This window comes from Salipiger thiooxidans (assembly GCF_900102075.1).
Lineage (GTDB): Bacteria > Pseudomonadota > Alphaproteobacteria > Rhodobacterales > Rhodobacteraceae > Salipiger > Salipiger thiooxidans.
The window spans coordinates 21,572-47,238 of sequence record NZ_FNAV01000024.1; the positions used below are offsets into that span (position 1 = coordinate 21,572).

At 65.2% G+C, this 25,667-nt stretch carries 23 protein-coding genes; 8 read left to right on the plus strand and 15 right to left on the minus strand.

The genetic code is table 11. The features are described from left to right. Nucleotides 1–72: 72 nt before the first annotated feature. Complete coding sequence (locus tag BLQ77_RS24740; RefSeq protein WP_089963648.1) at nucleotides 73–1,107, plus strand: LysR family transcriptional regulator; 1,035 nt, start codon at nucleotides 73–75, stop codon at nucleotides 1,105–1,107. 108 nt (nucleotides 1,108–1,215) lie between these two features. Here the strand turns inward: BLQ77_RS24740 and BLQ77_RS24745 are convergent, their stop codons facing one another. Then, entirely contained in the window at nucleotides 1,216–2,310 is a 1,095-nt protein-coding gene (locus BLQ77_RS24745) for a C4-dicarboxylate TRAP transporter substrate-binding protein (protein WP_089963650.1), read from the minus strand. A gap of 165 nt (nucleotides 2,311–2,475) precedes the next feature. Here BLQ77_RS24745 and BLQ77_RS24750 point away from each other — a divergent pair, with 165 nt between their 5' ends. Next, nucleotides 2,476–3,210, plus strand: coding sequence for a FadR/GntR family transcriptional regulator (locus tag BLQ77_RS24750; RefSeq protein ID WP_165617200.1), 735 nt, complete (start codon nucleotides 2,476–2,478; stop codon nucleotides 3,208–3,210). Here BLQ77_RS24750 and BLQ77_RS24755 read toward each other — a convergent pair. After that, entirely contained in the window at nucleotides 3,207–4,637 is a 1,431-nt protein-coding gene (locus BLQ77_RS24755; RefSeq protein WP_131822057.1) for a hypothetical protein, read from the minus strand. The two genes, BLQ77_RS24750 and BLQ77_RS24755, sit on opposite strands and share 4 nt — an antisense overlap. Before the next feature lie 98 nt (nucleotides 4,638–4,735). Between BLQ77_RS24755 and BLQ77_RS24760 the strand changes: the two genes are divergently transcribed. The 5 genes from BLQ77_RS24760 (at nucleotide 4,736) to BLQ77_RS24780 (ending at nucleotide 9,651) form a co-directional block, all read left to right on the plus strand. Beyond that, a complete protein-coding gene (locus BLQ77_RS24760; protein WP_165617201.1) occupies nucleotides 4,736–5,467 on the plus strand; it encodes a FadR/GntR family transcriptional regulator in 732 nt (243 codons plus the stop codon). 61 nt (nucleotides 5,468–5,528) lie between these two features. Next, nucleotides 5,529–6,686: an acyl-CoA dehydrogenase family protein gene (locus BLQ77_RS24765; protein WP_089963659.1), complete on the plus strand. Its 1,158-nt coding sequence runs from the start codon at nucleotides 5,529–5,531 to the stop codon at nucleotides 6,684–6,686. After that, nucleotides 6,686–7,822, plus strand: a complete 1,137-nt coding sequence (locus BLQ77_RS24770; protein WP_089963662.1) for a CaiB/BaiF CoA transferase family protein — start codon at nucleotides 6,686–6,688, stop codon at nucleotides 7,820–7,822. The genes BLQ77_RS24765 and BLQ77_RS24770 overlap by 1 nt, the downstream gene beginning before the upstream one ends. Continuing rightward, nucleotides 7,819–8,832, plus strand: coding sequence for a nitroreductase family protein (locus BLQ77_RS24775; protein ID WP_089963663.1), 1,014 nt, complete (start codon nucleotides 7,819–7,821; stop codon nucleotides 8,830–8,832). The genes BLQ77_RS24770 and BLQ77_RS24775 overlap by 4 nt, the downstream gene beginning before the upstream one ends. A 60-nt stretch (nucleotides 8,833–8,892) precedes the next feature. Beyond that, nucleotides 8,893–9,651, plus strand: a complete 759-nt coding sequence (locus tag BLQ77_RS24780) for a short-chain dehydrogenase/reductase (RefSeq protein ID WP_089963665.1) — start codon at nucleotides 8,893–8,895, stop codon at nucleotides 9,649–9,651. 37 nt (nucleotides 9,652–9,688) lie between these two features. On the opposite strand, the gene BLQ77_RS24785 is transcribed toward BLQ77_RS24780, so the two are convergent. From BLQ77_RS24785 to BLQ77_RS24835, 11 genes are all read right to left on the minus strand, one after another. Next, entirely contained in the window at nucleotides 9,689–10,657 is a 969-nt protein-coding gene (locus BLQ77_RS24785) for a PDR/VanB family oxidoreductase (protein WP_089963667.1), read from the minus strand. After that, complete coding sequence (locus BLQ77_RS24790; RefSeq protein WP_089963669.1) at nucleotides 10,654–11,877, minus strand: CaiB/BaiF CoA transferase family protein; 1,224 nt, start codon at nucleotides 11,875–11,877, stop codon at nucleotides 10,654–10,656. The genes BLQ77_RS24785 and BLQ77_RS24790 overlap by 4 nt, the downstream gene beginning before the upstream one ends. Continuing rightward, on the minus strand, nucleotides 11,874–13,079 hold the full coding sequence (locus tag BLQ77_RS24795; protein ID WP_165617202.1) for a CaiB/BaiF CoA transferase family protein: 1,206 nt from the start codon (nucleotides 13,077–13,079) through the stop codon (nucleotides 11,874–11,876). Before BLQ77_RS24795 ends, BLQ77_RS24790 begins: the two co-directional genes overlap by 4 nt. A 17-nt stretch (nucleotides 13,080–13,096) precedes the next feature. After that, complete coding sequence (locus BLQ77_RS24800) at nucleotides 13,097–14,422, minus strand: Rieske 2Fe-2S domain-containing protein (RefSeq protein WP_089963673.1); 1,326 nt, start codon at nucleotides 14,420–14,422, stop codon at nucleotides 13,097–13,099. 42 nt (nucleotides 14,423–14,464) lie between these two features. Then, nucleotides 14,465–14,806: a hypothetical protein gene (locus tag BLQ77_RS24805; protein WP_089963676.1), complete on the minus strand. Its 342-nt coding sequence runs from the start codon at nucleotides 14,804–14,806 to the stop codon at nucleotides 14,465–14,467. 13 nt (nucleotides 14,807–14,819) lie between these two features. After that, the gene (locus BLQ77_RS24810) at nucleotides 14,820–15,932 is read right to left on the minus strand and encodes a thiolase C-terminal domain-containing protein (protein ID WP_089963679.1); all 1,113 of its coding nucleotides are present in this window, start codon (nucleotides 15,930–15,932) and stop codon (nucleotides 14,820–14,822) included. After that, the gene (locus BLQ77_RS24815; protein WP_165617203.1) at nucleotides 15,929–16,333 is read right to left on the minus strand and encodes a Zn-ribbon domain-containing OB-fold protein; all 405 of its coding nucleotides are present in this window, start codon (nucleotides 16,331–16,333) and stop codon (nucleotides 15,929–15,931) included. Before BLQ77_RS24815 ends, BLQ77_RS24810 begins: the two co-directional genes overlap by 4 nt. A gap of 280 nt (nucleotides 16,334–16,613) precedes the next feature. Then, nucleotides 16,614–17,402: an SDR family NAD(P)-dependent oxidoreductase gene (locus tag BLQ77_RS24820; RefSeq protein WP_207545890.1), complete on the minus strand. Its 789-nt coding sequence runs from the start codon at nucleotides 17,400–17,402 to the stop codon at nucleotides 16,614–16,616. A gap of 27 nt (nucleotides 17,403–17,429) precedes the next feature. Next, nucleotides 17,430–18,863 carry an aldehyde dehydrogenase family protein gene (locus BLQ77_RS24825; protein WP_089963687.1) on the minus strand — a complete coding sequence of 478 codons (1,434 nt, stop codon included), beginning with the start codon at nucleotides 18,861–18,863 and terminating at the stop codon, nucleotides 17,430–17,432. Next, complete coding sequence (locus tag BLQ77_RS24830) at nucleotides 18,863–20,113, minus strand: cytochrome P450 (RefSeq protein ID WP_089963690.1); 1,251 nt, start codon at nucleotides 20,111–20,113, stop codon at nucleotides 18,863–18,865. The genes BLQ77_RS24825 and BLQ77_RS24830 overlap by 1 nt, the downstream gene beginning before the upstream one ends. A gap of 32 nt (nucleotides 20,114–20,145) precedes the next feature. Continuing rightward, the gene (locus tag BLQ77_RS24835; protein WP_089963692.1) at nucleotides 20,146–21,153 is read right to left on the minus strand and encodes a PDR/VanB family oxidoreductase; all 1,008 of its coding nucleotides are present in this window, start codon (nucleotides 21,151–21,153) and stop codon (nucleotides 20,146–20,148) included. A 315-nt stretch (nucleotides 21,154–21,468) separates the two neighbouring features. Here BLQ77_RS24835 and BLQ77_RS24840 point away from each other — a divergent pair, with 315 nt between their 5' ends. Beyond that, complete coding sequence (locus BLQ77_RS24840) at nucleotides 21,469–22,179, plus strand: FadR/GntR family transcriptional regulator (RefSeq protein WP_165617204.1); 711 nt, start codon at nucleotides 21,469–21,471, stop codon at nucleotides 22,177–22,179. Nucleotides 22,180–22,253: 74 nt separating this feature from the next. Here the strand turns inward: BLQ77_RS24840 and BLQ77_RS24845 are convergent, their stop codons facing one another. Together BLQ77_RS24845 and BLQ77_RS24850 are read right to left on the minus strand one after the other, a co-directional pair. Continuing rightward, nucleotides 22,254–24,413: a 3-hydroxyacyl-CoA dehydrogenase NAD-binding domain-containing protein gene (locus tag BLQ77_RS24845; RefSeq protein ID WP_089963694.1), complete on the minus strand. Its 2,160-nt coding sequence runs from the start codon at nucleotides 24,411–24,413 to the stop codon at nucleotides 22,254–22,256. 3 nt (nucleotides 24,414–24,416) lie between these two features. Then, nucleotides 24,417–25,622 carry an acetyl-CoA C-acetyltransferase gene (locus BLQ77_RS24850; RefSeq protein WP_089963696.1) on the minus strand — a complete coding sequence of 402 codons (1,206 nt, stop codon included), beginning with the start codon at nucleotides 25,620–25,622 and terminating at the stop codon, nucleotides 24,417–24,419. Nucleotides 25,623–25,667 lie beyond the last annotated feature (45 nt).

Sequence of the window (25,667 nt, forward strand, 5' to 3'; positions counted from 1 at the left end):
AAAGATATATCCTGTTCTTCATGCGCGGCCTCTCCGATCGGAACGCAGGCGGGCATAAGGGAGGAAGAACCAATGACCAGCCGAACCGGATTAGCCGCAGTCGAGGCGAGCCAGGTGCTCTCGCTTCGGACACCTGTTCTCGAGGATATTCCCAAGGTGGAACTGCGCCAGCTGCGCTATTTCCTGGCCGTGGCCGAAGAACTGAACTTCACCCGCGCGGCCGAGCGGATGGGCATTGCGCAACCTCCGCTCAGCCAGCAGATTATCTCGCTTGAACATCAACTTGGCGCGAAACTGTTCATTCGGTCGTGGCGGCGGGTCAAGCTGACGCCCGAGGGAACCGAGCTTCAGGCCTATGCGCGGCGGATCATCAACACCACAATGCTGGCCACCGAATCGATCCGCTCCATCGCGAACGGCAAGAACGGGCAAATCGCCCTGGGCGCCGTCTGTTCGGCCATCCATTCGCTGGTGCCGCATATCCTGCCGCCCTTCGCCGCGTTGCATCCGGGGGTCCGGGTGCACCTGCAGGAAATGACGGTCACGGAACAGTTCCGCGCCCTGAACGAGGAACGGATCGACATTGCCATCGTGCGTGAACCCATGGCGACAACGGACTTTGCGACGCAGCCACTTTTCACCGAACCCTTCGTGGCCGCCGTGAACCGTAATAGCCCGCTGGCCCGGATGAATCGCCTGTCGCTTGAACAGATCGCGCGAGAGCCACTGGTACAGGTCTACCGCTCGGCCAACCGGGAATATTCGGACCACATGTTCAGCGCCCTGCTGGACCGTGGCCTTGAGCTGAACGTTGTTCACGAAGCGTCGGACATGCATTCGTTGCTTGGGCTGGTCGCTGCGGGCATCGGGGTTACGCTTGTTCCGGCATCGCTTGTCAACATCCAGACAGCCAATGTGATCTACGTGCCATTGTCGGACGATGTGCAGAGCAGCACGCTGTCGCTGGCGTGGAACCCGGACGCTCTGACTCCGTCGATGGACCAGTTCCTGAAGTCGGTCACCGATTACATGAATGGCGTCGAAAACCTCTCGCGCTTCTGGACGCCGAGCGAAAACCGGGTCGGACAAGACCGGCTGGCAAGCTGACGCGCAAGGGTGGCGGTCACGGGATCGTCGCTGGCCCCCTCAGCAGATTCAGACAGAAAAGTGCCGCTGGGTCTCTCCGGCGGCACTTTCATTCAGACCTGTCCGACATCACATGTCGTTGTAGACTTCATCCATCATCTTCTGGACGAAAGCGTCTTCGTCGTCGCCGATGTCTTCCATCGCCGCCGTCCACATGTCGAGCGTTTCGCGGAACCCGCTGACGATGGCGTCCGCATCCGCGATACCGCTTTCCTTGGCCCGCGAAATCAGCACCTCGTTGAAGTAGGGATTGAACTCTCCGAGTTTCGCCAGGAGCGCTTCGCCCGGTTCCACGATCGAATACCCAGAGGCATCGGCGAGTACCTCTGCGTCGGATGCGATGTAGCCGTTCGCCGCGCGGAAGATCCCGATGGCGGCCCCGGTCTGGAACGCAGTCTTCTGGGTGTCATCAAGCCCGTCCCAGAAGGACTTGGTCAAGCTGATAATCGGCCCGCCATAGGACACGCCATAGCTGACATCGAGCACGTTCTTGGCGACCTCGCCCAGAGAGAACTGCTTCAGCCAGCCAACCGGCGCGAGCGTGCAATCCAGCGCGCCACGCTGGAGGCTTTCATAGGTCTCGCCGATTCCCATATTCACCGGCGTCATGCCTAGATACGAAGCGAGATAGGAGAAGTCTCCGGGCACGCGGACCTTCAAGCCGGCGAGGCTTTCCAGCGTGTCGATCGGTTTGGTGCAGAGCAGGCTGTAGGAGGTCGTCGAATAGGAGCCCAGGAACATGATGTTATTGGCTTCCATCTCGGCCTTGCAGCCGGGGCATTCGGTCAGGATGTAGTCGGTGATCGCCGCAGCCAGTGCCGGTCCGCCGGAACGCAGCATCGGAGCGAGCGCCATGGCGAGGTTCGACAGCGGCAGTTCAGCCGGGTAGTACACGGCAAGCACCTGTCCGCCGTCGACCACGCCGTCCTTCATGCCTCCCAGCATCGCCTTTGCGCCCAGAAGCGAACCGCCTGAGTGCAAAGTGTACTCGATGGTGCCTTCGCTCATGGCCTTGGCCGTTTCGAGGAACGGGATGATTCCGAATTCCACGTTGGATGAGCTAGGCGGCCCGTAGGCCGCATAGGTCACATTGACATCAGCAGCCTGCACCGACGCGCCCGTAGCAAGTGCGGCCGCAAGGGCTACACCATTGAAAATTCTCATTTCTTCCTCCCGTCTTGGATGATCGTAGCTTGTTTTGGCCAGATCTCTCTTGTAGTCTAGCAACCATTAAATGATCAGACCAATACACAAGGTGGTATGGGCGAGAGTTTATCCATATCATTCTCGAACTGGACGACTTACCTGCAACGGACAAGGCGTAACGGCGTGGACGAGAATATCAGCTTCAAACCGGTCAAGACGAAACGCGCCTTCGAGGAAGTATGCGACCAGATCCGGCTCGCCATCCAGGAGGGGCGGCTGGAGGCGGGCGACAAGCTTCCGGCCGAAAGGCAGCTGGCCGAGGCACTCGACGTCAGCCGCGCCACGGTGCGCGAAGCATTTCGCACTCTGGAGATCGCGGGTGTTCTGTCGTTGCGCAAAGGTGTGAACGGCGGGGCGGTGGTCATGCAGGGCGATGTCCGTCCGATCACCCAGACCATCTCGGATCTTCTGTCCCTGGGCGGGCTGTCGCTGTCCGATTACATGGAGGCCCGTGTCTGCCTTCAGCGCGAGGTGATCAAACTGGCCTGTGCGCGCGGCGAGGAGGCCGATTTTCAGGCGCTCGAGACCAATATCGACGAGACCGAAAAGCTGACGACGGCTGCGCAGGTCGAGGATCGCACGGCACTGACGATCGAATTCTATCATCTGCTGGCGGCTGCAACCAAGAACCAGGCCATGTCCATCCTGATGGCGGCCGTGACCGAGCCTCTGGGCTATTACATCAAGCAGATCGGCGTGGACCGCAGTTGGAACGTGGCGGAATCGCGTCGCCGTTTCGTCGCTCACCTGCGAGCCCGGAACGCCCCCGAGGCGGAAAAAGAGATGATGTCCCACATGGAGCGGTTGCACGGCTACATGTTGCAGCGGACGGCGGCGGCGGCCGACAGGCGAAGTTAAAGTATCAGGGTCCAGCCGGCGAAGATCGCAAACAGCAGCGCGACGAAGCAGAGCACGAAAAGGCCGTTCCACTTGAGGCCAACCACACTGGCCGGCTGTTTCAGTTCGGCCGAGGTGATCGCAACGGTCGCTGTCACCGGGGAAATAACCATGCTGGCAGACCAGCCCGTCAGCGTTGCCAGGATCAGCATCGGCGCGGGCATTGCGACGTTGGCCTCGACGAAGGCTCCGACAAGCAGGGTGCCGGTGATCATCGGGCTGATCGCGACCATGCTGAGGCCAAAGATCACGACCACGATGAAGATCGCATATGCAAAGGTCGGCAGGGCGAGGGTGGCCACCAGAGACTCAAGGTGTTGTGTCGGCACGACCTCGATCAGGATCAACCCCAGAAACCCGGAGGCGAGGATCAGGCAAATTTCGTTCACCGGGTCGGTGAGGGATCGGAAGGCCGTATGCATGAGCGATCCGACACCTGCGCCCTTGGCCGGGCGTTCGGACAGTCGCCACAGAATGGCGGCAGTGGGAATGGCGATCAGAAGAGAGCCCTGTAGCGGGATGTCTGACACGTAATCGACCAGCATGCTGACCGCCATGATGCCGACGAGCAGACCAAGAAGCCGCAGGATGTCGATCCAGACGCCGGGGGCCTTGACCGGGTAGCTGCGGCCTTTGGGCCGCGGCCCAAGCCGGTCGAGGAAAAACTGCAGGCCGATGAAACCAATCGTGGCCATGACGCCGTATGGCGCGTAATCGAACCAGTCGAAATCGTCGATGAGCGGCACGATCAGGTTGATGGCGACTCCGATAGGCGACCACAGGATCGTTGCGCCGAAGCCTGCGATGATCGCCCCTTGGATGCGGCGCGTCTGGATCAGACGGACACGCGCGTCCTGGGTCATCCGCTGGCAATGGTCGACGGCCAGCCCCAACAGCAGGCGATATCCCCCGATGTTCAGCAGTATGCCGAACAGATGCCCGGCGAAGGCCAGCATTCCGAAGCGGCGACCGGGCGGCTGATCGACCACATATGCCGCGACGCGCATGACCGGAGCCGAGCGTTTCGTCGCCGACTGAAGCACGACCATCGCGGTCAGAAGGGCTGGCAGGAACAGAGCCCGGCTCGCCGCCAGCTTGAAGGCCTCGATATCGCCGCCCGTTGCAAGAAAGCCGATGGTGGTCACAAGCCCGACAGCGGCAATGATCAGGGTGAGCCGCGAAATCCGCCGCCATGACAGAATGAAGGTGACCGAGATGATCGCCAGGCTCACAAGCGAAAAGTCATGGACCCCAGTGATGCGATCGGCCAGGGTTGCAAGCGCAGCAAGAAGGAAGACCCACGCCTGCATCGAGACCCGGACGGAATCCGGTGCCTTCGGAGCATCGCGGTGCGGCAAGGCCGAACCTGAGGTCTTTTCGTTTTCCATGATTGGTATTACCAATAGAAGAACCGGGATGAATGCAAGATGCCTTTTCACGCCGCGCCGCATCCCGGGCCGTCCCGAATCCAGATTGGAAGACCCTGATGACCGCGCCCGCCAAACGAACCGAGCCGCCCGTTTTCGAACCGGTGAAACAGAATCGAAACTTCGAGGTGGTGGTGCAGGTCGTGCGCGACAAGATGATGCGCGGCGAGCTTCAGCCCGGTGACAAGCTGCCGCCGGAACGGGAACTGGCCAAGCAGCTCGACGTCAGCCGCAACGTGGTGCGCGAGGCGCTGCGCATTCTCGAAAACGCCGGGCTGGTGGTGACCAAGAAGGGCGCCTATGGAGGCGCCTTCGTGTCCGAAGGCAGCGCGACGCAGATGAGCCAGGTGCTGAGCGACCTTATTATGCTCAATGCAATCAAGCTGTCCGACCTGTTCGAGGCACGCACACTCCTGCTCGAGATGATCCTCGATCAGATCAAGCGCAGGGGGCAGATTCCCGACCTGACCGCGCTCGACGCCAACCTGGCCGAGACGGAAGAGGCCGTGACCGCCCGCGATTCCGCCCGGCGCGTGGCGGTGGCGCGCGATTTCTACCACCAGATCGCCGAGCTGACGGGCAACACCGCGCTGGTCTACACGACGGATGCGCAGACCGAGCTGACCCAGACCTTCCTGCAATTCCGAATCGGGGACATGGCGCCCGAAGTGCTTTTGAATTCGCGCCGGAGCTTTGTCGAACATCTGCGCGCCGGCCGGTTCGACGAGGCCAAAGAAGAGCTGCGCGCCCATCTGGACCGCGTGCACACGGGGTTGTGGGACCGGTCATAATGGATTGACATTTAATGGTAGGACCTTTAATTCTTTCCGGGAAGTGACCGGAGGACCTACCATGCTCGACGCAACCGACTACGATGAAGACCTGATCATGTTTCGCGACACCATCCGCCGGATGGTCGAGAAAGAGGTCGCGCCGATCGCGGCGAAGATCGATCAGGAAGACCACATGCCACACTCGCTTGTCCCCATCTTCGGGGACCTGGGGCTGATCCAGATCATGGTGCCCGAGGAATACGGCGGGCCGGGCGGCACGCTGACGATGGCCTGCATCGCCAAGGAAGAGGTCTCGCGCGCCTCCTTCGCCGTGTCGCACCTGGTAGGGGCGACCTCGATCGCGATGGCGCTGCCGCTGACCCATTACGGCACCGATGCGCAGCGGAAGAAATACCTGCCCGAGATCGCCGAGGGCCGCACGCTGACCTGCATCGGCCTGACCGAACCGCACACCGGCTCGGACGTGTCGGGCATCAAGACCACCGCCAAGCGCGACGGCGACGATTACGTCATCAACGGGCAGAAGGTGTTCATCACCAAGGCGGACCAGGCCAAATACATCCTGCTCTTCGGCCGCACCTCCGAAGGCAAGGGCCACGATGGCATCTCGTCCTTCATCGTTCCGATGGACAGCCCCGGCGTCAAGATCGGCGGCAGCCCGAAAAAGATGGGCCTGCGCGGGATCAAGAACTGCGACCTGTTCTTCGAAAACGTCCGCGTGCCGGCCGAGAACCTGGTGGGCGCAGAAGGTCAGGGCTTCAAGAACGCCATGGGCGTGCTGAACCTGAACCGTCCGACCGTGGGCGCGGCCTCGGTGGGCATCGCGCAGGGCGCGCTGGACGCCGCCATGGCCTATGCCAAGGACCGCGTGCAATTCGGCCAGCCGATCGCCAACTTCCAGCTGGTTCAGGCCATGCTGGCCGACATGGCGATCCAGATCGAGGCGGCGCGGGCGCTGCTCTACAAGGTTACCGCCTTCATCGATCGTGACCCGACGCACCCCAAGGTTCCGATGTATTCGTCGATGATCAAGACCTTCGCCTCGGACATGGCGATGAAGGTCACGACCGACGCGGTTCAGGTGTTCGGCGGGGCAGGCTACCTGCAGGATCACCCGGTCGAACGCTACATGCGCGACGCCAAGGTCTGCCAGATCTACGAAGGCACGAACCAGATCCAGCGCCTGATCATCGCCCGCGCGATGCTTAAGGACTGATGGCGGAGGGGCCGAAACCGATCCGGGTTGTCGATTTTTCGCAGGTGATGGCGGGGCCCTTCTGCACCCGGCTCATGGCAGATATCGGCGCCGAGGTCATCAAGATCGAGCCCACGGAGGGGGACGCCATGCGACGGCGTCCCCCGCTGCGTGACGGGCATTCCAGCTATTTCGGCACCCTGAACGCCGGCAAGCGCAGCGTCGTTCTGGACCTGCGCACCGAGGCGGGACGGCAGGACGCGCTGCGCCTTGTCGAGACTGCCGACGTGCTGGTCGAGAATTTCCGGCCCGGCGTGATGGCGCGCCTCGGGCTCGACTGGGACACGTTGTCGGCCCGCAATCCGCGGCTGGTCTATTGCGCGATCTCGGGCTTCGGGCAGACGGGCACGGCGGCGTCCCGCCCCGCCTATGCGCCGATGATCCATGCGACGGCCGGGCTCGACATGGCGCTGATGTCCTATCAGCCCGGGCTGGAGCGGCCCGCGCCGACGGGCATGTTCTATGCCGACATTCTGGCGGGCGTCTATGCCTGGGGGGCCATCCAGACCGCCCTGCTGGCCCGCGTGCACACCGGGCGGGGGCAGATGGTGGATGTCGCGCTTCTGGACAGCCTCATGTCGATGATGGTCTATGAATGCCAGGAGGCCCAGTTCCCGCAAAACCGGACGCGGCATGTTTATACGCCGGTCCAGGCGGCGGACGGGTTCATCATGGTCGTGCCGCTGTCGGACAAGAATTTCGGGGGCATGCTTTCGCTGTTCGGACATCCTGACTGGGGCACCGACCCGCGTTTTGCCACCGCGGCGAGGCGCGAGGCTAACTGGGAAGACCTCATGGTCCATGTGGAAGCTTGGGCCGCCGACAAGCCGGCCGAGACCTGCGAACGGTTGCTGCTGGAGGCCGGCGTGCCCTGCGCCCGCTATCGCGAGGTGGCCGAGGTCATGGCAGACCCGGCGACGCAGGAACGCGGTGTGATGGGCACGGTCCGGGACGGGGCCGGGGCGTTTCAAGTCCCGAACCCGCCGTTCCGCATGTCTGCCACCGACGCCCGGGTGCGGCCCGACATCCCCGAGCTGGGAGAGGGCAACGCCGACGTCCTCGAGCCGCTCAAGCCAAAGCCGGACGTGGCCCCATGACCCGCCCGGCGCCAAAGGCCGAGGCGGGCCGCGCGGTCTCGACGCCTGCAGGCCCGCTGGCGCGGCTCTGGCAGGCGCTGCGACGCGAGTCCCGGTTCTGGCGGGGCGTGATCTATGACGCGCGGCGGTTTCGGCGGCACGCATGGCTGCACCGCGCCCGGTCGGAGGCCAGCCGTGACGCCCGGATGTTGGCGGATGCGCATTTCCTCGAATACGGCATGGCCCTGCGGGCGGCGCAACCGGGCTTTGGCCGGGCGCGGGCCGTCCGGCTGGCGGGGGATCTGCAGGGCGGCGGGCAGGCCACCGACGCCGGTGGCATCGGGCGTGACACCCTACGGGTCTGGACCGACTTCAACGCAGGTGACGTGCCGGATGCGGTGGCGCACCTCCTTGGCGATCAAGGCACCCATGAACCCACGGGACCCGCCGGGGTCACCCATCTGAACCCGGCCGAGATCGCCCGGGACACCGCATTCGACTACCTTGCCTTTGCCAGATCGCGCCATTCGCTGCGCCGTTTCGGCGCGGACCCGGTGCCGCAAGACAAGATCCGGCGCGCGGCCGAGGCGGCGCAATACACGCCCTCGAGCTGCAACCGCCAGACCTGCCACCTGCATGTCTGGACCGAGCGAGCCTTGATCGACCGCGTGCGCGCCCATCAGGCCGGGAACCGCACCTTCGGGCACGAGCTGGGCGGGATCGCCGTCATCACGAGCGATCTGCGGCATTGGGAACATTCGGGCGAGAGGTATCAGGCATGGATCGACGGCGGGCTCTTTGCCATGAGCTTTGTCCACGCCCTGCATGCCGAGGGTCTGGGCACCTGCATGCTGAACTGGTCGGTCGATGTCGCCACGGACAAGGCGCTGCGCAGGACCATCTGTCTCGACGATGCGCACGCGGTGATCGTCCTGGTGGGGTTCGGGACCCTGGCCGAGGACCTGACGGTCTGTGCCTCGACCCGCCTGCCAATCGAGACGGTTCTGTCGATGAACCCACCTCTGGCCTAGAACAGCTTTGCGCGTGGCGGGGACACCGACCCGTGCGACAGGAACCGGAAGGGAGAGCCGATGGACCTGAACCTGGCGGGACTGAACGCGCTGGTCACCGGTGCCAGCAAGGGCATAGGCCTGGCCGTCGCCCGGACGCTGGCGCAGGAGGGCGCGCAGGTCACGCTGGTTGCGCGGGATGCCGGCAGGCTCGCCGCAGCCGCCGCGCAGATCTCCGAGGATACCGGCGTCACGCCCGACATCATCGCCGCCGACCTCGCCAGCCGCGAGGGTGTCGATCTGGTTGCCGCCCACAAGGGCCCTCTGGATATTCTCGTGAACAATGCAGGGGCCATCCCCCCGGGCGACCTTGCGACTATCGACGAAGGGACATGGCGCGCGGCCTGGGACCTCAAGGTCTTTGGCTACATCAACCTCACCCGCGCCCTGGCCCCGCGGATCGCTGCGCGCGGCGGGGTCATCGTCAACGTGATCGGGGCGGGGGCCGAGACGCTGAGCCCCGATTACATCTGCGGGGCAGTCGGCAATGCCGCGCTCGTGGCCTTCACCCGCGCCTATGCCAGGCAATTCGCCGGGATGGGCGGGCGGATCGTGGGGCTGAACCCCGGATTGGTCGCGACCGAGCGGATGCAGGTGTTTCTCAGGTCCCGCGCGGCGGCCGAGTTGGGAGACGAAGGGCGCGCGGCAGGGCTGACGGCGGGCCTGCCCTATGGCCGGGCCGCCACGCCGCGGGAGGTGGCCGATGCGGTCGCGTTCCTCGCCTCGCCGCGCTCTGGCTATACCAACGGCACCGTCGTTTCGGTGCACGGGGGCGCGTGACGCCCACCGTGTCGCGGCTCATGCGCGGCGCAGGGCGCTAGAGGTCCAGCACCAGCCGCGCGCTTTTGGACCCCGAGCAGCAGATCATCATCGTCTTGCCCTCGGCGCGTTCCTCGTCCGACAGGATGACGTCGCGGTGATCCGGGCGCCCCTCGATGACGCCCGTCTCGCAGGTCCCGCAGGTGCCTTCGGCACAGGCAAACGACACGTGAACGTCGGCCGCGATCAGCGCGTCGAGGATGGTCTGACCCGGCTCGACCACGATGGTCTTGCCCGACCTGTCCAGCACGACTTCGAACCCGCCATCGCGGGCGACCTCTTCGCTGGACGAGAAATACTCGACATGGACCTGTGCGCGCGGAACATCCCGGGCCGCCTTTTCATAGGCGGCCAGCATCGGCTCGGGCCCGCAGCAATAGAAATGCGCGGTGGAATTGGCGGTGAGGATGCCCGCGATGTCCACCAACGCCCCGTTCTGTTCGTCGTCGAGGTGGTAATGGACCTTGCCCTTGCCCGCGCTCGCCTCTTCCAGCGCCTCGAGCTCGGCGCGGAAGGCTGCGGCCGAGCGGCTGCGCGCGGCGTAATGCAGTTTCCACGCCCGCCCGTTCGCGGTCAGCCGCCGGATCATGCACAGGATCGGCGTCACCCCGATCCCGCCCGCGATCAGCACCGACAGCTCGGCGCTCTCGTCGAGCGGGAAGTTGTTCTTGGGCCGCGAGATGACCGTCTTGTCGCCCACCCTCAGGGTCTGGTGGACATAGGCCGAGCCGCCCTTGCTGTTCGGGTCGCGGTGGATCGCCACCGTGCAGGTCGGCCCGCCCGTGATCTCGCGGGTCAGGCTGTAACTGCGGCGAATGTCCTTTCCCAGGGCCACGTCCACATGGGCGCCCGGCGCCGCCAGCGGCAGATCGCGCCCGTCGAGGGTTTCGAACTCGACCGACAGGATCGTGTCGGCCTCGTAACGCATCTGGCGCACGCGGACCGGAATGTCTGCTCCCTTGCTCATCCCAGAAGACCCCTCTCCCTGAGTTCGGCGATCCGGGCGTCGTCGTAGCCGAGGATCCCGGCCATGACCTGGTCCGTATGTTCGCCCAGCCGGGGCGAGGCGAAGCGCAGATCGCTTGGCGTGCGCTCGAAACGATAGGCCGGGCCGTTGTACTTGAGCGTTCCCATCTCTTCGTGGTGCAGCGGCCAGAAATGGTCCCGCGCGGCAAAGACGTCGTCCTCCAGAAGATCGGATGCCTTGTTCGCCACACCCGCAGGGACGCCCGCCTCGCGGCAGGCGGCCATCAGCGCGAAGGCATCCCAGGGCGCAGTCGCCTCGGCCACGGAGGCCTCAAGCGCATCCGGTCCTTCGGCACGTGCGGCGGCAAGGGCGTCGGCCCGGTCCAGGACGGCGCTCAGCGCCGACCACTGGTCTTCGGTCACGGCTTCCAGCGCGATCCAGCGTTCCTCGCCTTCGCAAGGAAAGACGCCGTGCACGATGGACCCGGCCTTGCGGCTGCCCTGGCGCGTGATCTCTTCGCCGGTGGCCTGGTAGATCAGCAGCTCGGGGGCCAGCAGCTGGGTCGTCGCCTCGACCTGGCTCAGTTCCACATGCTGGCCCTCGCCGGTCTTTTCGCGGTGGATCAGGGCGGCGACCAGCGCGCTCAGCGCGTAGCGGGGCGAGACGCTGTCGGAATAGGCACCCTTGGGCATCGCCGGTGCGCGGTCGGGCCAGCCGGTCATGCCGTGGACGCCCGCCAGCGCCTGACCCTGCGCGCCGTAACCGGGATGACGCGACCAGGGGCCGTCGGCCCCGTATAGCGAGGAGGACAGCATGACGACCGAGGGGTTGATCGCCTTGAGGCTTTCATAATCCAGCCCCCATTTCTTCATCACGCCGGGGCGGAAGCTTTCGGCTACCACGTCGGCCCATTCGATCAGGGGCCGGATGATCTCGATCGCCTCGGGGTTGCTCATGTCGACGGCGATGCCAAGCTTGGACGAATGGAAATCCGCGAAAAAGCCCGAGCGGTTGATCCCCGGCTTGTCGTCGATGAACGGCCCGCCCAGGCGGATCGAATCGGGGTGCTTGAAGCTTTCGATCTTGACCACGGTCGCGCCATTGTCGGACAGCTGCTTGGTGGCGATGGGACCGGCGGCGGCCCAGGTGAAATCGGCCACCTTGAGGCCCGCGAAGATCCCGGTCTTGCAGTCGAGAGGGGAGGCGCCGTCGAGGCTCATGTCAGGCTTCCTTCTGGTTCCATGGCAAGGATCGCGTCCGTGTCCGCGCCGGGCGCGGGGGCCGGGTGCGGGTCGGCCAGGGGTGTTGCGGACAGGTTCGCCCAATGCGACGGCAGTTCGACCGAGAGCCCGCGCGCGGGATCGTCGAGCTTGCGGAACAGCCCACGGGCGCGGAACTGGCGGTTCTCGAACACCCCGGCGACCGACGAGATCGGGGCGAGCAGGATGCGCTCGCGCACCGCGCGCTCCATCAGCTCTTCGGTGGTCTTGGTCTTGATGAACGCCATGATCACGGCTGTCACCGCGTCGTAATCGTCTTGCGAGATGAAGAACTGGCCGTCGCCGTTCCAGTCGTTCTTGGTCAGGATCGGGTCGTTGAACCCGTCCTCGTTCATCCAGTTGACGAGCGCCTCGTAGGACTTGATGCGCGCCGCACCGCCGCCGCCACCCACGGGACCGAAAAAGATGTAACCGTCCTGCGTTTCCCAGACGAGGCGCGTGAAGAAACGGTTCGCCCGTTCCTTGCGGATCGCCCCGCCGCGCATTTCGTTCAGGCCCAGGATCTGCCAGGCCATCGTCGAATTGAGCAGCGTCCAGACGATGCACTCCTGCACCGAGATGTCGACGCGCTGGCCCTCGCCGGTCTTCAGGCTGTGGTAATAGGCCATGAGCGCGGCCGAAGCCGCCTCGGCCCCGCCCTGGATCAGGCCCACGGGCAGCGAGATGCGCACCGGCGGGCGATCCACGTCGCCGTTGAGGTAGAGGTGCCCGCCAAGCGCCTGCAGCGTGGTGTCCGTCGCGGCGTAATCCTGATAGGGCGCGCCGCGGCCGAAGGGCAGGATCTCGGTCCAGACCAGCGCCGGGTTCGCGGCCCGCGCGGCGGTGCCCAGCCGGTCCATCTGCGCAATGCTCAGGCGTTCCCAGTCGGTCACGACGATGTCGGCCGTGGCGCAAAGCCGGGCAAAGGTGTCCAGCCCCGCGTCCGTGTCCACGTCGAGAGTCACGCTTTTCTTGCCGTGGTTGAAGGCAAGCCAGGCGCCGCTTTCCTCGCCAAGGGACGTCGGAACGGTCGGCTCGGACCGGCGGAAGGCCTCGCCCCCCTCCGGTTCGACCTTGATCACCTCGGCGCCGAGGTCGGCCAGAACGCGCCCGGCCACAGCGCCCGCCAGTGCGGAGAGCTCCAGCACACGGACGCCGCTCAATGCTTGTTTCGCCGCTGTCATAGCTCGTAGCCAAGCCCTTCGCCGACCTTGGCGGTCATGGGCGCCTTGCCGGCGTCGGCCCAGGGCTGGTCCTTGGGCAGCTTCAGCGACACGGCCCGCACCAGATAGAGGTCGGGGTCATCGAACCGGTCGGGCTTCTTGCCGCTTTCGGCAAAGGCATGCGCGGTTTCCAGCAGCATCCGCCGCGTCATCGCGATGCCCGTGTCCGAGGTGCACAGATGTTCGCGTGTGCGGTCATAGACCCGCAGCACGCCCGACTGGCAGGCGGCGTCCTGCACCCAGAGCCCCGGCAGGCCCGAGAACCAGGTGGTCTTCTGCGCCTCGTTGTCGAACAGCCAGCCGGTGTCGCGGCGATACTTGCTGATATAGCGGCCGAACGGCACCTGCGCGCCCTGATCGTCAAAGCCTTCGCGGCTGGGGTGCCCGGTTTCGCGGCCGCCGTGGCCCTCGAGGAAGACCTTGCGCGACTTCGGATGCAGCGGCTCGTCCGGGCGGTAGGAGAACATGATGCACAGCGTGTTCTCGTCGTCGATCGGCACCCAGGCATGGCCCGACAGCTCGTAGAACTCGTTCGATTGCGGCGGCACGAGGCTGTAGAAGGGCATCACGAACTGGTTCACGCGCCAGTAGAGCGTGTCGTCGTCCAGCACCCGGCGCGACGCGATGGACATGCCGAAATCCTGCCGCATGCATTCGAAGGTCGGGCGCAGGTCGCGCTTGGCCACCCATTGGTTGATCGAGCCGCCATCGTCGATCCGGCCATGCAGGATCGGCGCATGGGCCGAGTCGATCTCGCCCTCGAGCGCCTGCAGCCAGTTGCATTCCTGCACCCGGAAGGTCACGACCACGTTCTCTTCGGGCACCATGTTCCATTCGAAGGACGGCAGCGGCGGGCGGCTTTCCTCGGGCTCGGTGCCCATGTAGGTCCACACCACACCGCCGCGTTCCACGCAGGGGTAGGACTTGATCTTGACCCGGTCTTTCAGGCGCGAGCGCGGCGGCTCGGCCGGCATGTCAGACACGTTGCCGTCCACGTCGAATTTCCAGCCGTGATAGACGCAGCGCAGCCCGCAATCCTCGTTCCGGCCAAAGACCAGCGGCGCGCCCCGGTGCGGGCAGATGTGGTCAACAAGGCCCACGCGCCCTTCGCTGTCGCGGAAGGCGATCAGGGTTTCGTCCAGGATCTTGACCGTCTGCGGCTGGCCGTCCTTTTCAAGGTCGGCAGAGGCCATGAACGGCAGCCAGTACAGCCGCATCATGTCGCCCATCGTCGTGCCCGGGCCAACCCGGACGAGCGTCTCGTTATCTTCGTGCGACAACATGTTGGGTCTCCTTGTTATACGTCATGTTCGTGTTCGGGCCGCTCAGTGGCGGCCGATCTTTTCCGTGCCGGCCAGGTCGCTGGCCGGGCTGTCGATGACGCCCTCGACCAGATCGCCGATGCCTAGAAACCTGGCCCACCAGCCCTGGTCGGTCGTCTCGAGCGGCGGCCGGGGGATGGGGGGCGTGTCGCCTGCGCGCAGCCGGCGCAGGATTTCCTTGATCCGCAGGCGTTCCACTTCAAGAAGCGCCTGTTCCACGTCGTCGTGCCGGGCCTCGAAGTCGCCCAGTTCCGGATACCGGAGCCGGCGCGTCCAGGTGCCGTTGATCTCGACCGCCTGCGCTTCGAGGATGTAGGGGATGGCAAGATAGTCGCGCACTTTCATCGTTGTTCCTTTGTCATTGCGCCGCTCTGGGGCGGTCCGGTTCGAGCAGGACGAAGGACGCGTCGTCGAACGGCCCGACCTGCACGAGGGCAGGGCCCGGGCGCACCAGACGAGGCCCGGCCCGGCCGGTGGCTTGCAGGTAGGCCTCGCGCAGGTGGCCCATGCCGTGCAGCCGCCCTTCGCCAAGCGCGCCGCCGAAGGTGTTGAGGGGCAGCTTGCCGTCCCGCGCGCCATGGCCGTCGCGGATAAAGGCAGCGGCCTTGCCGGACGCCGTGATCCCGAAGCCGTCGAGCCAGTCCCAGACCATCGACGAAAAGCCGTCGTAAAGCTGGGCCGAGGTCAGATCGCCCGGGCCTCGCCCGCTCATGTCCCACAGGGCATCGGGCTTGCCGAAGCCGCTCCACCCGGTGACCCAGGCGGGGGCGGCGCCTGCGGGCACGTCGTCGCCCCGGCACATGACAAAGGCCTGCGCGCCGCAGACCGGCATGTCGCAATCGAACAGGCAATGCGGCTCGGCGATCATGCGGGCGTTCATGTAGGCGGCGCGATCCAGCGGCTTGTCGCGCCACAGCGCATCGGGGTTGTCAGCGGCGTTCCGGCGCGACAGGTCGACAACTGCGAAAAGATCCTCGCGCGTCAGCCCGTGGCGCGCCATGTAGGCCCAGGCCCGGCTCGCGAACCGCGCGCCGAGCGTGTCGAACCCGTAGGGGCGGGTGAATTGCTGCGACCCGTAGGCCGCGTGCGCCGCGCCGGTGCCATAGCCGCCGCCGGGCAGCGCATACATGGCGCGCAGGCCCAGAACATAGCGGCTGGTCCCGGCGATCAGGGAATGGGCCGCCGCCGTCACCATGTCGGTCGGATAGCGGCGATAGAGATCGGCCCCCCAGGTCAGGGTCAGGCCCATCAGCCCGGCCATGGTCTTGAGCGAGATTTCGTCGCCCGCTTCGGCATGGGGCGAGCCTGCGTTGGTGGCAAAGGGGGCGCCGACATAGCCGTCGATCTCGTCCCGCGCCAGCCGCGCGTCCGACAGGGCCGCCACGGCCGCGTCCAGCGCGAAGGCCGCGATGCCGCGGGGGCTGGACTTGACCAGATGGGATGTGCCGAAGCCGATGATCGCAACGCTCATGCCGCGCCCCCGATCGTGGCGAGAGGCACGCCACCGCCCGGTGCGGTGAAGCTCAGCGTCACGGGCGCGCCGGGTGCAAGCGTGCGGGTCAGATCCTCGGGGTCCTGCGCAATGAGGGTGATGCGCGGCTCATCCTCGATCACGCATTCGGCCACGGGGGCCGGCACGGCCTGGCCTTCGAACGCCGGGACGGTGAGCACGGTCCTGCCCTTGAGAAGGACGCGGCCCGCATAGGGCCGCGCCCGCAGGCTTTCGGACAGGCAGTCCGGACATCGCGGCGCCTGCGGATGCGCGAGTCGCCCGCAATCATCGCAGCGCCACAAGACGACACGGCCATCCCGCGCCGCATCCCAGAAGGGCTGCGTTTCCTGCGTTGGCACGGGTTGCGGGGGCTGGGTCATTGCGGGCTCACGAAGCTTCATTGGTTGGTATTGTATAATGGACTGACCATTAGATCAATGACAGAGGCCCACTTGCTCAAGACGTGCGAGATATCGAAAGGACGTCGCCGGAATGGGTCTGCGGCGGTGCCCCGACCAGGTTGGGCGACCGGGGTGTCCGACAGGCGAAGGACCGGTTCGGTCCGCGCCGTCTCGGGGTCGCTATCCGGGAGGAGGGAGGTCCAACCTGGTCGGGGTCTTGCGAACCCGGCATGCCGCAGACACGCCGGGTCATTCGAGGTCAGGCCGCGGTTATGCCGCCGTCGACGACCAGTTCCGTGCCGGTGATGTATCTGCTTCCATCCGACGCGAGAAAGGCGATGGCATGGGCGATATCGTCCGGTTCGGCATAGCGGCCCAGCGGGGTCTGCATCTTGACCACGTCGATCATCGCCTCCTTGCTGGGCAGCGGCACGCCGCCATCGACAAGGTCCTGCATCGCGCCAAGCCCGAGCGACGTGTTCACCAGCGTCGGGTGCACGGAATTGACGCGGATCTGGCGCGGGCCCAGCTCGACCGCCAGCGCCTTGGACATCAGGCGCACCGCCCCTTTCGAGGCGCAATAGGCCGAGAACATGCGCCCGCCGACCAGACCCAGCGTTGAGGACAGGTTGATGATCGACGCCGTGCCATCCCGGGCCGCCGTTTCGGTCATCAGGTCCAGCGCCGTCTTGCACCCGATCCAGACGCTTTCCACGTTGATCTTCTGCTGCCTCTGGTAGGTCTCGAGCGTGCAGGCCTCGATGGTCTGGGTGATCATGATCCCGGCGCTGTTGATCAGCACATGCAACTGGCCCGAGGTCTCGGCGATGGTCTTCACCGCCTCGGCCCAAGCCTCTGCACTGGTCACGTCGAGGGTCACCAGATGGGCCGTGCCGCCGCAGGCCGCAATCTCGTCGACCGTTTTCTGGCCGCCTGCCGTGTCGATATCGGCGGCATAGATTTCGACACCCTGCCGCGCCAGTGTCAGGGCGGCGTCGCGCCCGATCCCGCTGGCGGCGCCCGTCACGAGCGCGGTTTTGTCTTTCAATGTGAGCATGGTTTTGCTGGCCCTCGATCAGGCGCTTCGTTCCAGAGCGATGGTTTGCGTGATGGTGTAGGCGCGCAGGCCTTCGATGCCGTTCTCGACCCCGAAACCCGACGACTTGTGTCCGCTCATCGGGGCATGAGGCGAGGGCTTCTGGATGGTGTTGATCCAGACCGTGCCCGTCCGCAGGCGCCGCGCCAGCGCCCGGCCGCGCGCCTCGTCCCGTGTCCAGACCGACCCGGCAAGGCCGAAATCGGTGGCGTTGGCACGGGCCACGACCTCGTCCTCGGCGCTGAATTTCAGCAGCGGGACGACGGGGCCGAAGGGCTCCTCGCGCACGATACGCGCGTCGTCCGGCGGGTTGTCGATCACGGTGGCGGGCACGAACCAACCCTCGCCCCCGGGCAGAGCGCCGCCGGCGAGGATGGTATATCCCTGATCCTTGCAATCCTGCAGCAGGTCGCAGACCCGCTCGTATTGCCGCGCGTTCTGGACGGGCCCAAGCTGGACGCCTTCTTCCAGCCCCGGACCCATCTTCACGCTGCGGGCCAGATCGGCGAACCTTTGGGCAAAGACGTCATAGATGCTGTCGTGCACGTAGATGCGCTTGGCCGCGATGCAGATCTGCCCGCTGTTGATGAAGGCCCCCCAGAACAGCGCCGGCGCGGTCGTGTCCAGATCGGCATCGTCCAGAACGATGGCTGCGTCGTTGCCGCCCAGTTCCAGCGTCAGCCGGACCAGGCCGTCGGCGGCGCTGCGCATGACCGCCTTGCCGGTGTCCGTCGAACCTGTGAACGAGATCTTGTCGAGCCCCGGATGAGAGGTCATGCGCGGACCAAGGTCGTGATCGCCGCTGATGGCATTCAGGACACCGGCCGGCACCACCTCGCGCATCAGCTCGACCATCCGCAGCGTCGTCAGCGGCGCGAAGGGCGAGGGTTTGAGCACCATGGTATTGCCCGCAAGCAGCGCCGGCGCGATCTTCCACACGGCCAGGACGACCGGGTAATTCCAGGGGACCAGCGCGCCCACTACCCCAAGCGGCAGGTGGCGCACGACGGTCATCCCCGAAGCGTCATCCGAAATCACATCATCGTCGATCCGCAGCTTCGCGGTTTCCGAAAACCAATAGGCCGAGATCATGATTTCGCGCAAAGCCGCCTCAAGCGGGCGGCCCTGTTCCATCACCAGCAAGCGGGCCAGTTCGTCCTTGTTCTGCACAAGGACCCCGGCCATGTGCTGAAGCACCGTCTGGCGGTCTTGCCAGGGCGTGGCCGTCCATGCGGGCCCTGCGTCGCGCGCCGCGTCGATGGCGGCGTCAAGGTCTGCGGGTGATGCATTCGGTGCCGTTGCCAGCACCTTGCCGGTCGAGGGGTCGAAGACATCAAACCGATCGGTGCCGTTGACCGCCCGCCCGGCAATAGTCATCGCCGGGGTCGCCTGAATGCTGTCCTGCACGCCCATCACGCGGCGGCCTTCTGGCGGAAGCGATACCGCACTGGAAGGCTCGACAGCCCGGAGATGCGGTTGGAGGCGACACACTTGGGGTCCCCGGCCAGTTCGATGCTTTCAACCCGCTCATTGAATTCCGTCAGGAAGGTCGGGATGACGAGACGGGCCAGATGCTGGCCAAGGCAGCTGTGCGCACCCATGCCAAAGGCGATGTGACGGTTCGGTGCCCGGTTGATCCGGAAAGCATAGGGATCTTCATAGACCTCCGGGTCGAAGTTCGCGAAGTGGAAGAAGAGCGCGAGCGCGTCGCCTTCCCGGATCGTCTTGCCGCGCAACTCGTAATCCTGCGCCGCTGTACGCACGAATTGTTTCACCGGCGAGGCAAAACGGAACATCTCTTCAACCGCAAGCGGGACGGCCATGGGGTTGGCCCGAAGTTCGGCAAACTGGTCGGGGTGCTTGAGCAACTGGTGGATACCGCAGGAGAGGGTAGAGCTGGTCGTGTCATGCCCGGCGGTGGCCAGCACGATGTAATAGGACACCGCCTCCATCACCCCGATGGGTTCGCCATTCACCTCGGCATTCGCGATAAGCGAGGCCAGATCCTCGGTCGGATTGGCACGGCGGTCGGCCACGACGCCCGCGAAATAGGCCCCGAATTCCTTGGACGCCGCCGCGATGCTGGCCCCTTCACCGGCCTGTTCATCCTTCGGCGCCATGAGACGCATGGTCAGGCGGAGGATCTTGTCGTGATCTTCCTCGGGCAGATCCATCAGCGTCGTGATGAAGAGCAAGGGGTAGTAGACCGCGATGTCTTTGACGAAATCGCATTCGCCGCCCAGGGCTTCCATCTTGTCGACCAGCTTGCGCGCGCAATCCTGCAGTTGTGGCAGCCTGGTCCGGATGTTTGCGGGCATGAAATAGCCCTGAAGAATGCCGCGATAGGCTTTGTGCTCGTCGCCGTCCATGGTGATGATGGTGCGGATTGGCGCGGTCTTTTTCCCGGATGCCGCCATGGTGAGGGCCATTTCCTCATCATCTTGAAGAAAGGCCTGAACGCTGCTCAGGAACACATCGTTCCGGCGGCCGACCTCGGCCAGGTCGGCGCGCTTGGTCACCGCCCAGAACGGGTGATGCCCCTTGGGGTCTGTCCAGTGCAGCGGGTCTTCGGCATGCAGCTGGCGAAACACCTCATAGGCCTTTTCGGGATTGGCATAGAGGTCGTGGCTCACCAGGGCCTGATCTAGCCGTGCGGTATCCATGATAGTCTCCTCCTTGATACTATGGTCAGCCTTCAGAGCTTGATCCTGAGGCGGCCCCCGGCCGCGCGCGACACGCAGCCCATGAAGCAATCTCCGCGGGCCTTGTCGGCGTCGGAGAGGTAATGATCGCGGTGGTCCGGCTCGCCCTCGACAAGCTCCAGCAGGCAGGTGCCGCAGACGCCTTCCGCGCAGGAGGTCAGAACGAAGATCCCTTCGCGCTCCAGAGCCTCCACAACCGATTCCTCGGGACCTACGGTCACGATCTCTCCGCCGGGAACCAGCTCGATCTCGAAGCTGACTTTCTCGGCGGGGTCGTCAGTTTCGGGCGCGACAAAGTATTCCCAATGGATCTGGTCCGGGTCCCATCCATTGGCCTTCGCGACCGTCGCCACATGGTCGATAAAGGGGGTGGGGCCACAGACGTAGACATGCGTGTCAGGGTTGGGCTCCGCCAGAATCTGGGGAATGTCATAGGCGGGATAGTCCGCATGGCCGTCCACGTGAAGCATGCATTGATCGGCAAAAGGGCCGGCCTGGATCAGGTCGCGCAACGCCATCCGGGACAGGTCACGCACACCGTAATGCAACACGAAATCGGCCTTATGGCGCGACAGCGCATGGGCCATCGACAGAAGCGGCGTGATCCCGATGCCTCCGGCCAGCAGGATGTGCCGCTTGGCACCCAACACCAGCGCGAAATTGTTGCGCGGAAGGCTCACGGCAACCTCCGCCCCCTCATCAAGCGCATGCATGGCGACCGAGCCGCCCTTGCCATCGGGCTCTTTCAGCACGGCAATCACGTAACGATGCGTCTCGGCGGGATCGTTACAAAGCGAATAGGCACGCGACATCTGCGGGCCAAGATCGATCATGATGTGATCCCCGGCGCCAAAGGGGGGCAGGGGCGCGCCATCGAGGCTCGAAAATTCGAAGGCGACGATCCCCTCCGCCGCCGTACGCTTGGCAGTCAGCCGCAAAGTCTGCTTCGCCGGATAAATGTCAGGGAAGGGCTGCGCGGCCAGTGTGGTTGCATATGCCATGAGCGGTCACCTTCCGGCCGTTCCATGGAAGGCGGTCGCCTTCTGCACGGGTGATCCATTCCAATCGATCGTCTTGAACAAGATCGCCATCATGACCGCCCCTCCCAAGGCTGGTTATGCGTCCGGCTCTGGCCGGGACTGCGTCGGTAATCTGCAATCTCTCAGATTCGGCGCGTTATATCAATGGTTGAACCATTGATATCATCTGTTGAGCTGCGTCTCAACGTCCGGCCTGCTTCGGACCCGTCAGCGCTTGCGGACAGGTTCCCATTCCATCGCGGAGGCATTAGTTTGGGGCAAAGCAACAAGAGGCCTGTGATCACAGTGTTCAAGCCCGTCAAAAGCATTCGCACCTTCGAGGCGATTTCCGATCAGATCCGGCGGCAAATCGAAACCGGAGTCCTTCAACCAGGCGACAAGCTTCCGTCTGACCGCGAATTGGCGGTGCAGTTTGGGGTGTCCCGGAATTCCGTCCGTGAGGCCCTCAGGATTCTGGAAAGCGCCAGCATCCTTGAACTGCAGCAAGGCGCAAGCGGCGGGGCCTTTATCCTTGAAGGGGATGGATCGAACGTCAGCCGGTCGATCAGCGACATGATGGCGCTGAAGCAGATCAGCCTGCAGCATGTTACCGAAGCCCGGGTCGAGCTGATGAACGTGATCCTGCGGCTGGCCTGCGAAAATGCCGATGCGAGCGATTTCGAGCTTCTCGAAAAGAACATCAACACGACCCGCGCGGCTGTCGAGACGAACGATCTCGAGTTGCAGATGGAATCGACCAAGGACTTCTACACGATCATCGCGCAATCGACGAAGAACCCGATGTATACGCTGATCGTCGCGCCGATCTCGGAAGTCGTGCGGCGCTTCGTGCGCGAGGCCGGCATTCGCATTCCCATCGAGGTGGTCAAGACCCGCGAACAGCTGCTGCAATTGCTGCGGGATCGTGACGCCGAGGGCGCGATCGCGGTGCTGAGCGCCCATCTGGACACAATCCACGAGGCCATTCTGCATCGCTCGCATCACTAGGCAACGCCGACCTGTTCCGACACGCGCCACCCTGGGCGCGCATCGTTTCTTTCCGAACGGCCCCTTGGACGGGCCTAGATAAAGGCCTCGTTCCGGACGGCCTTGTCGCGCAGCAGCGCGGGCGGGCGGAACCGTTCGCCATAGGTGTCGGCCAGAGCATCGGCACGGGCCGCGAATTCCGCCGTGCCGACCATGTTGACGAATTGCAAAACGCCGCCGGTCCAGCGCGGATAGCCGATCCCCAGTATTGACCCGACATTCGCATCCCGCACGGTTTCCACCACCCCTTCCTCGAAGATGCGGATCGCCTCGATGGCCTGGATGTAAAGCAGGCGGTCTTCGACGTCCCGGGTGTCGATCTGCGTGTCGCCCGCGTTGAAATGTGTGGCAAGGCCGGGCCAGAACGTCTTGGTCCCGTCCGCGCCGTAATCGTAGAACCCGCCGCCGGCGGCGCGCCCCTTGCGGCCAAGCTCGACCATCTTCGCGACGATGTCGTAGCCGGCGGCGGGGGGCAGGGTCTTGCCCTCGGCTTCCGCGTCGCGCAGCGCCTGTTGCCGCGCGGAATTGGTGAGGATGAGCGACACCTGATCCAGAACGGTCAGCGGCCCGACCGGCAGCCCGGCATCCGCCGCGACATTCTCGACCACGGCGGGCGAGACGCCGTCCTCGACCATCTGCGCCCCTTCGCGGGTGTAGGTGCCGAAGACGCGGCTGGTGAAAAAGCCCCGGCTGTCGTTCACCACGATGGGGGTCTTGCCGATCTGCTGCACGAAATCGAGCGCACCTGCCAGGGTCTCGGCGCTTGTCTCGCGCCCCTTGATGATCTCGACCAGCGGCATCCGGTCCACCGGCGAAAAGAAATGCAGTCCGATGAAGGCATCGGGCCGCGTCGCCGCCTCGGCCAGCCCGGTGATCGGCAGGGTCGATGTGTTGGAGGCGAGGATTCCGCCCGGGGCCAGCATCGGTTCGGCCTCCCGGGTGACGGTGGATTTGAGCGCGCGATCCTCGAACACCGCCTCGATGATCAGCTCGCAGCCGGCAAGGTCGGTCGCCGCACCCGTGGGGGTGATCCGATCCAGCGCCGCGTCGGCCCGGTCGCGGCTCATCCGACCCCGGTCAATTTGCGTGTCAAGCTGTGCGCGCAGCTGGTCTTTGCCCTTGGTCGCCGCCTCGGTCGTGACATCCTTGAGCACGCTGTCGATCCCGCGCGAAGCGGCGGCAAGCGCGATACCGCGCCCCATCATGCCCGCGCCTAGCACGCCAAGGCGGGACACACGGCGCGGGGCGATACCCTCGGGCCGCGCCTTGCCGGAATTCGCCTCCTGCATGTGGAAAAACAGCGTCGTGATCATGTTTTTGGCCACGGGGCCGGTGGCGACGGCGGCGAAATGGCGGCTTTCGATCCTCGAGGCCGAGGCGAAATCCACGCTCGCCCCTTCGATCGCGGCGCGCATCGCGGCCTCTTGCGCCGGGTAGCGCCCGCGCGATTTCTTCATGAGAAGGGTCGGGGCCGTGCGCAGATAGAGCGAATCCGCGACATAGGCCTCGGTGCTGCCGGGCAGGCTGTAGCCCTTGCGGTCCCACGGCTTGGCCAGCTCCGGGTCGGACCCGATCCAGTCGCGGGCCATTTGCAGCGCGGTGTCGGTGCCCCTTGCCGTATCTGTCAAAAGCCCCAGAGAAAGCGCCTTTGCCGGAGCCATGGTCTTGCCCTCCACGATCAGCGGCACGGCCGCCTGCAACCCGATCATGCGCACCAGCCGAACGATGCCACCCGCCGCCGGGATCAGGCCGAGGGTCGTCTCGGGCAGGCCTAGCCTGACGCCCTTGGCATCCACGCAAAAGCGGGCGTGACAGGCCAGGCACAGCTCCATCCCGCCGCCCAATGCGGTGCCGTTGATCACGGCGGCCACGGGCCGGCCCAGCAGCTCGAGCCGCCGGAGCAGCGCCTTGGTGTCTTCGGCGCGACGAAAGCTTTCGGCGGCATCACCCGGCGCAAGCGCCAGGATGGCGCTCAGGTCACCGCCGGCCAGGAACGTCTCTTTGGCCGAGGTGACGATAACGCCCTTGATGGTGTCGCGCTCGGCCTCGAGCCGGTCGATGCAGTGCTCGAGCGACGTGCGGAAAGCCGTGTTCATCATGTTGGCCGATCTGCCGGGGTTGTCGAGCGTCAGCGTGACGATACCGTCGCCGGCGCGGTCATATCGGATGACATCCGGCTGTGTTTCCCTGTTCATCTGTCAGACCCTTTCCAAAACCAATGCGGAGCCCATGCCGCCCATGACACAGGCGGTCACCACGCCGACCTGCTTGTCGGCGCGTTCCAGTTCGTCGAGCAGCGTGCCGACCAGCATCCCGCCGGTCGCGCCAAGCGGGTGGCCCAGGGCGATGGCCCCGCCGTTCACGTTGATCCGGTCCATGTCCACGCCGGTGGCCTCGGCAAAGCGCAGGACGACCGAGGAAAACGCCTCGTTCACTTCGAAAAGATCGACGTCCGACAGCGTCATGCCAGCCCGGGACAGCGCCAGTTCGGTCGACGGCGCGGGAGCCGAGAGCATGATGGTCGGCTCATCCCCGATGGCAGCCGCCGACACGACCCGCGCGCGGGGCGTCAGGCCCAGCTTTTCGCCCATCTCGCGCGAGCCGACCATGACCAGCGAGGCGCCGTCCACCACGCCCGAGGAGTTGCCGCTGGTGTGGATGTGGTTGATCGCGGCGACCTGCGGATAGCGCGACAGGGCCACGGCATCGAAACCCATCTTGCCCATCTGCTCGAACGACGGCGCCAGCGCCGCCAGCTTGTCGAGCGAGGTGTCGGGGCGCACCGTTTCGTCGCGGTCCAGGATGACAAGCCCGCTCTCGTCCGTCACGGGCACGATCGACCGGTCGAACCGCCCCTCGGCCTGCGCCTGCGCCGCCCGTTGGTGCGACTGCAGCGCATAGGCATCCACATCGGCCCGGGTCAGCCCGTCGAGGCTGGCGATCAGGTCGGCGGCCACGCCGGTCGGCAACTGGCGCAGCTTGAAGGACAGGTCGGGCAACGTGTCGCTCGCGCCCGGCGCCCCGCCCATCCGCACGCGGGACATGCTTTCGACGCCCCCCGCCAGCACGAGGCGTTCCCAGCCCGACATCACCTTTTGCGCCGCGATGGCCAGGGATTCGATGGCAGAGCCGCAATAGCGGTTGATCTGGGTGCCCGGCACGCGGCTGTTCCAGCCCGCCATGAGCACCGCCGTCCGGGCGATGTCGCCGCCCTGTTCCTGGCGCGGCTGCGCACAGCCCAGAACGACGTCATCGACCAGCCCGGTGTCCAGCGCGTGCCGCGCCTCGAGCGCGTTCAATAGCCTGGCGACCAGAGAGATCGGATCGACTTCGTGCAGCCCGCCCCCCGCCTTGCCCCGGCCTCGGGGCGTTCGGATGGCGTCAAAGATATAGGCCTGGGACATGGGTCCTCCGTCTGTTTCCTCGGCGCGCAGGCAGTCGGCGCCGGG

Coding starts and splice junctions, on each gene's coding strand:
- BLQ77_RS24740 (WP_089963648.1), top strand. CDS start 73: ATGACCAGCCGAACCGGATTAGCCGCAGTCGAGGCGAGCCAGGTGCTC.
- BLQ77_RS24745 (WP_089963650.1), bottom strand. CDS start 2,310: ATGAGAATTTTCAATGGTGTAGCCCTTGCGGCCGCACTTGCTACGGGC.
- BLQ77_RS24755 (WP_131822057.1), bottom strand. CDS start 4,637: ATGGAAAACGAAAAGACCTCAGGTTCGGCCTTGCCGCACCGCGATGCT.
- BLQ77_RS24760 (WP_165617201.1), top strand. CDS start 4,736: ATGACCGCGCCCGCCAAACGAACCGAGCCGCCCGTTTTCGAACCGGTG.
- BLQ77_RS24765 (WP_089963659.1), top strand. CDS start 5,529: ATGCTCGACGCAACCGACTACGATGAAGACCTGATCATGTTTCGCGAC.
- BLQ77_RS24770 (WP_089963662.1), top strand. CDS start 6,686: ATGGCGGAGGGGCCGAAACCGATCCGGGTTGTCGATTTTTCGCAGGTG.
- BLQ77_RS24775 (WP_089963663.1), top strand. CDS start 7,819: ATGACCCGCCCGGCGCCAAAGGCCGAGGCGGGCCGCGCGGTCTCGACG.
- BLQ77_RS24780 (WP_089963665.1), top strand. CDS start 8,893: ATGGACCTGAACCTGGCGGGACTGAACGCGCTGGTCACCGGTGCCAGC.
- BLQ77_RS24785 (WP_089963667.1), bottom strand. CDS start 10,657: ATGAGCAAGGGAGCAGACATTCCGGTCCGCGTGCGCCAGATGCGTTAC.
- BLQ77_RS24790 (WP_089963669.1), bottom strand. CDS start 11,877: ATGAGCCTCGACGGCGCCTCCCCTCTCGACTGCAAGACCGGGATCTTC.
- BLQ77_RS24800 (WP_089963673.1), bottom strand. CDS start 14,422: ATGTTGTCGCACGAAGATAACGAGACGCTCGTCCGGGTTGGCCCGGGC.
- BLQ77_RS24805 (WP_089963676.1), bottom strand. CDS start 14,806: ATGAAAGTGCGCGACTATCTTGCCATCCCCTACATCCTCGAAGCGCAG.
- BLQ77_RS24810 (WP_089963679.1), bottom strand. CDS start 15,932: ATGAGCGTTGCGATCATCGGCTTCGGCACATCCCATCTGGTCAAGTCC.
- BLQ77_RS24815 (WP_165617203.1), bottom strand. CDS start 16,333: ATGACCCAGCCCCCGCAACCCGTGCCAACGCAGGAAACGCAGCCCTTC.
- BLQ77_RS24825 (WP_089963687.1), bottom strand. CDS start 18,863: ATGGGCGTGCAGGACAGCATTCAGGCGACCCCGGCGATGACTATTGCC.
- BLQ77_RS24830 (WP_089963690.1), bottom strand. CDS start 20,113: ATGGATACCGCACGGCTAGATCAGGCCCTGGTGAGCCACGACCTCTAT.
- BLQ77_RS24835 (WP_089963692.1), bottom strand. CDS start 21,153: ATGGCATATGCAACCACACTGGCCGCGCAGCCCTTCCCTGACATTTAT.
- BLQ77_RS24845 (WP_089963694.1), bottom strand. CDS start 24,413: ATGAACAGGGAAACACAGCCGGATGTCATCCGATATGACCGCGCCGGC.
- BLQ77_RS24850 (WP_089963696.1), bottom strand. CDS start 25,622: ATGTCCCAGGCCTATATCTTTGACGCCATCCGAACGCCCCGAGGCCGG.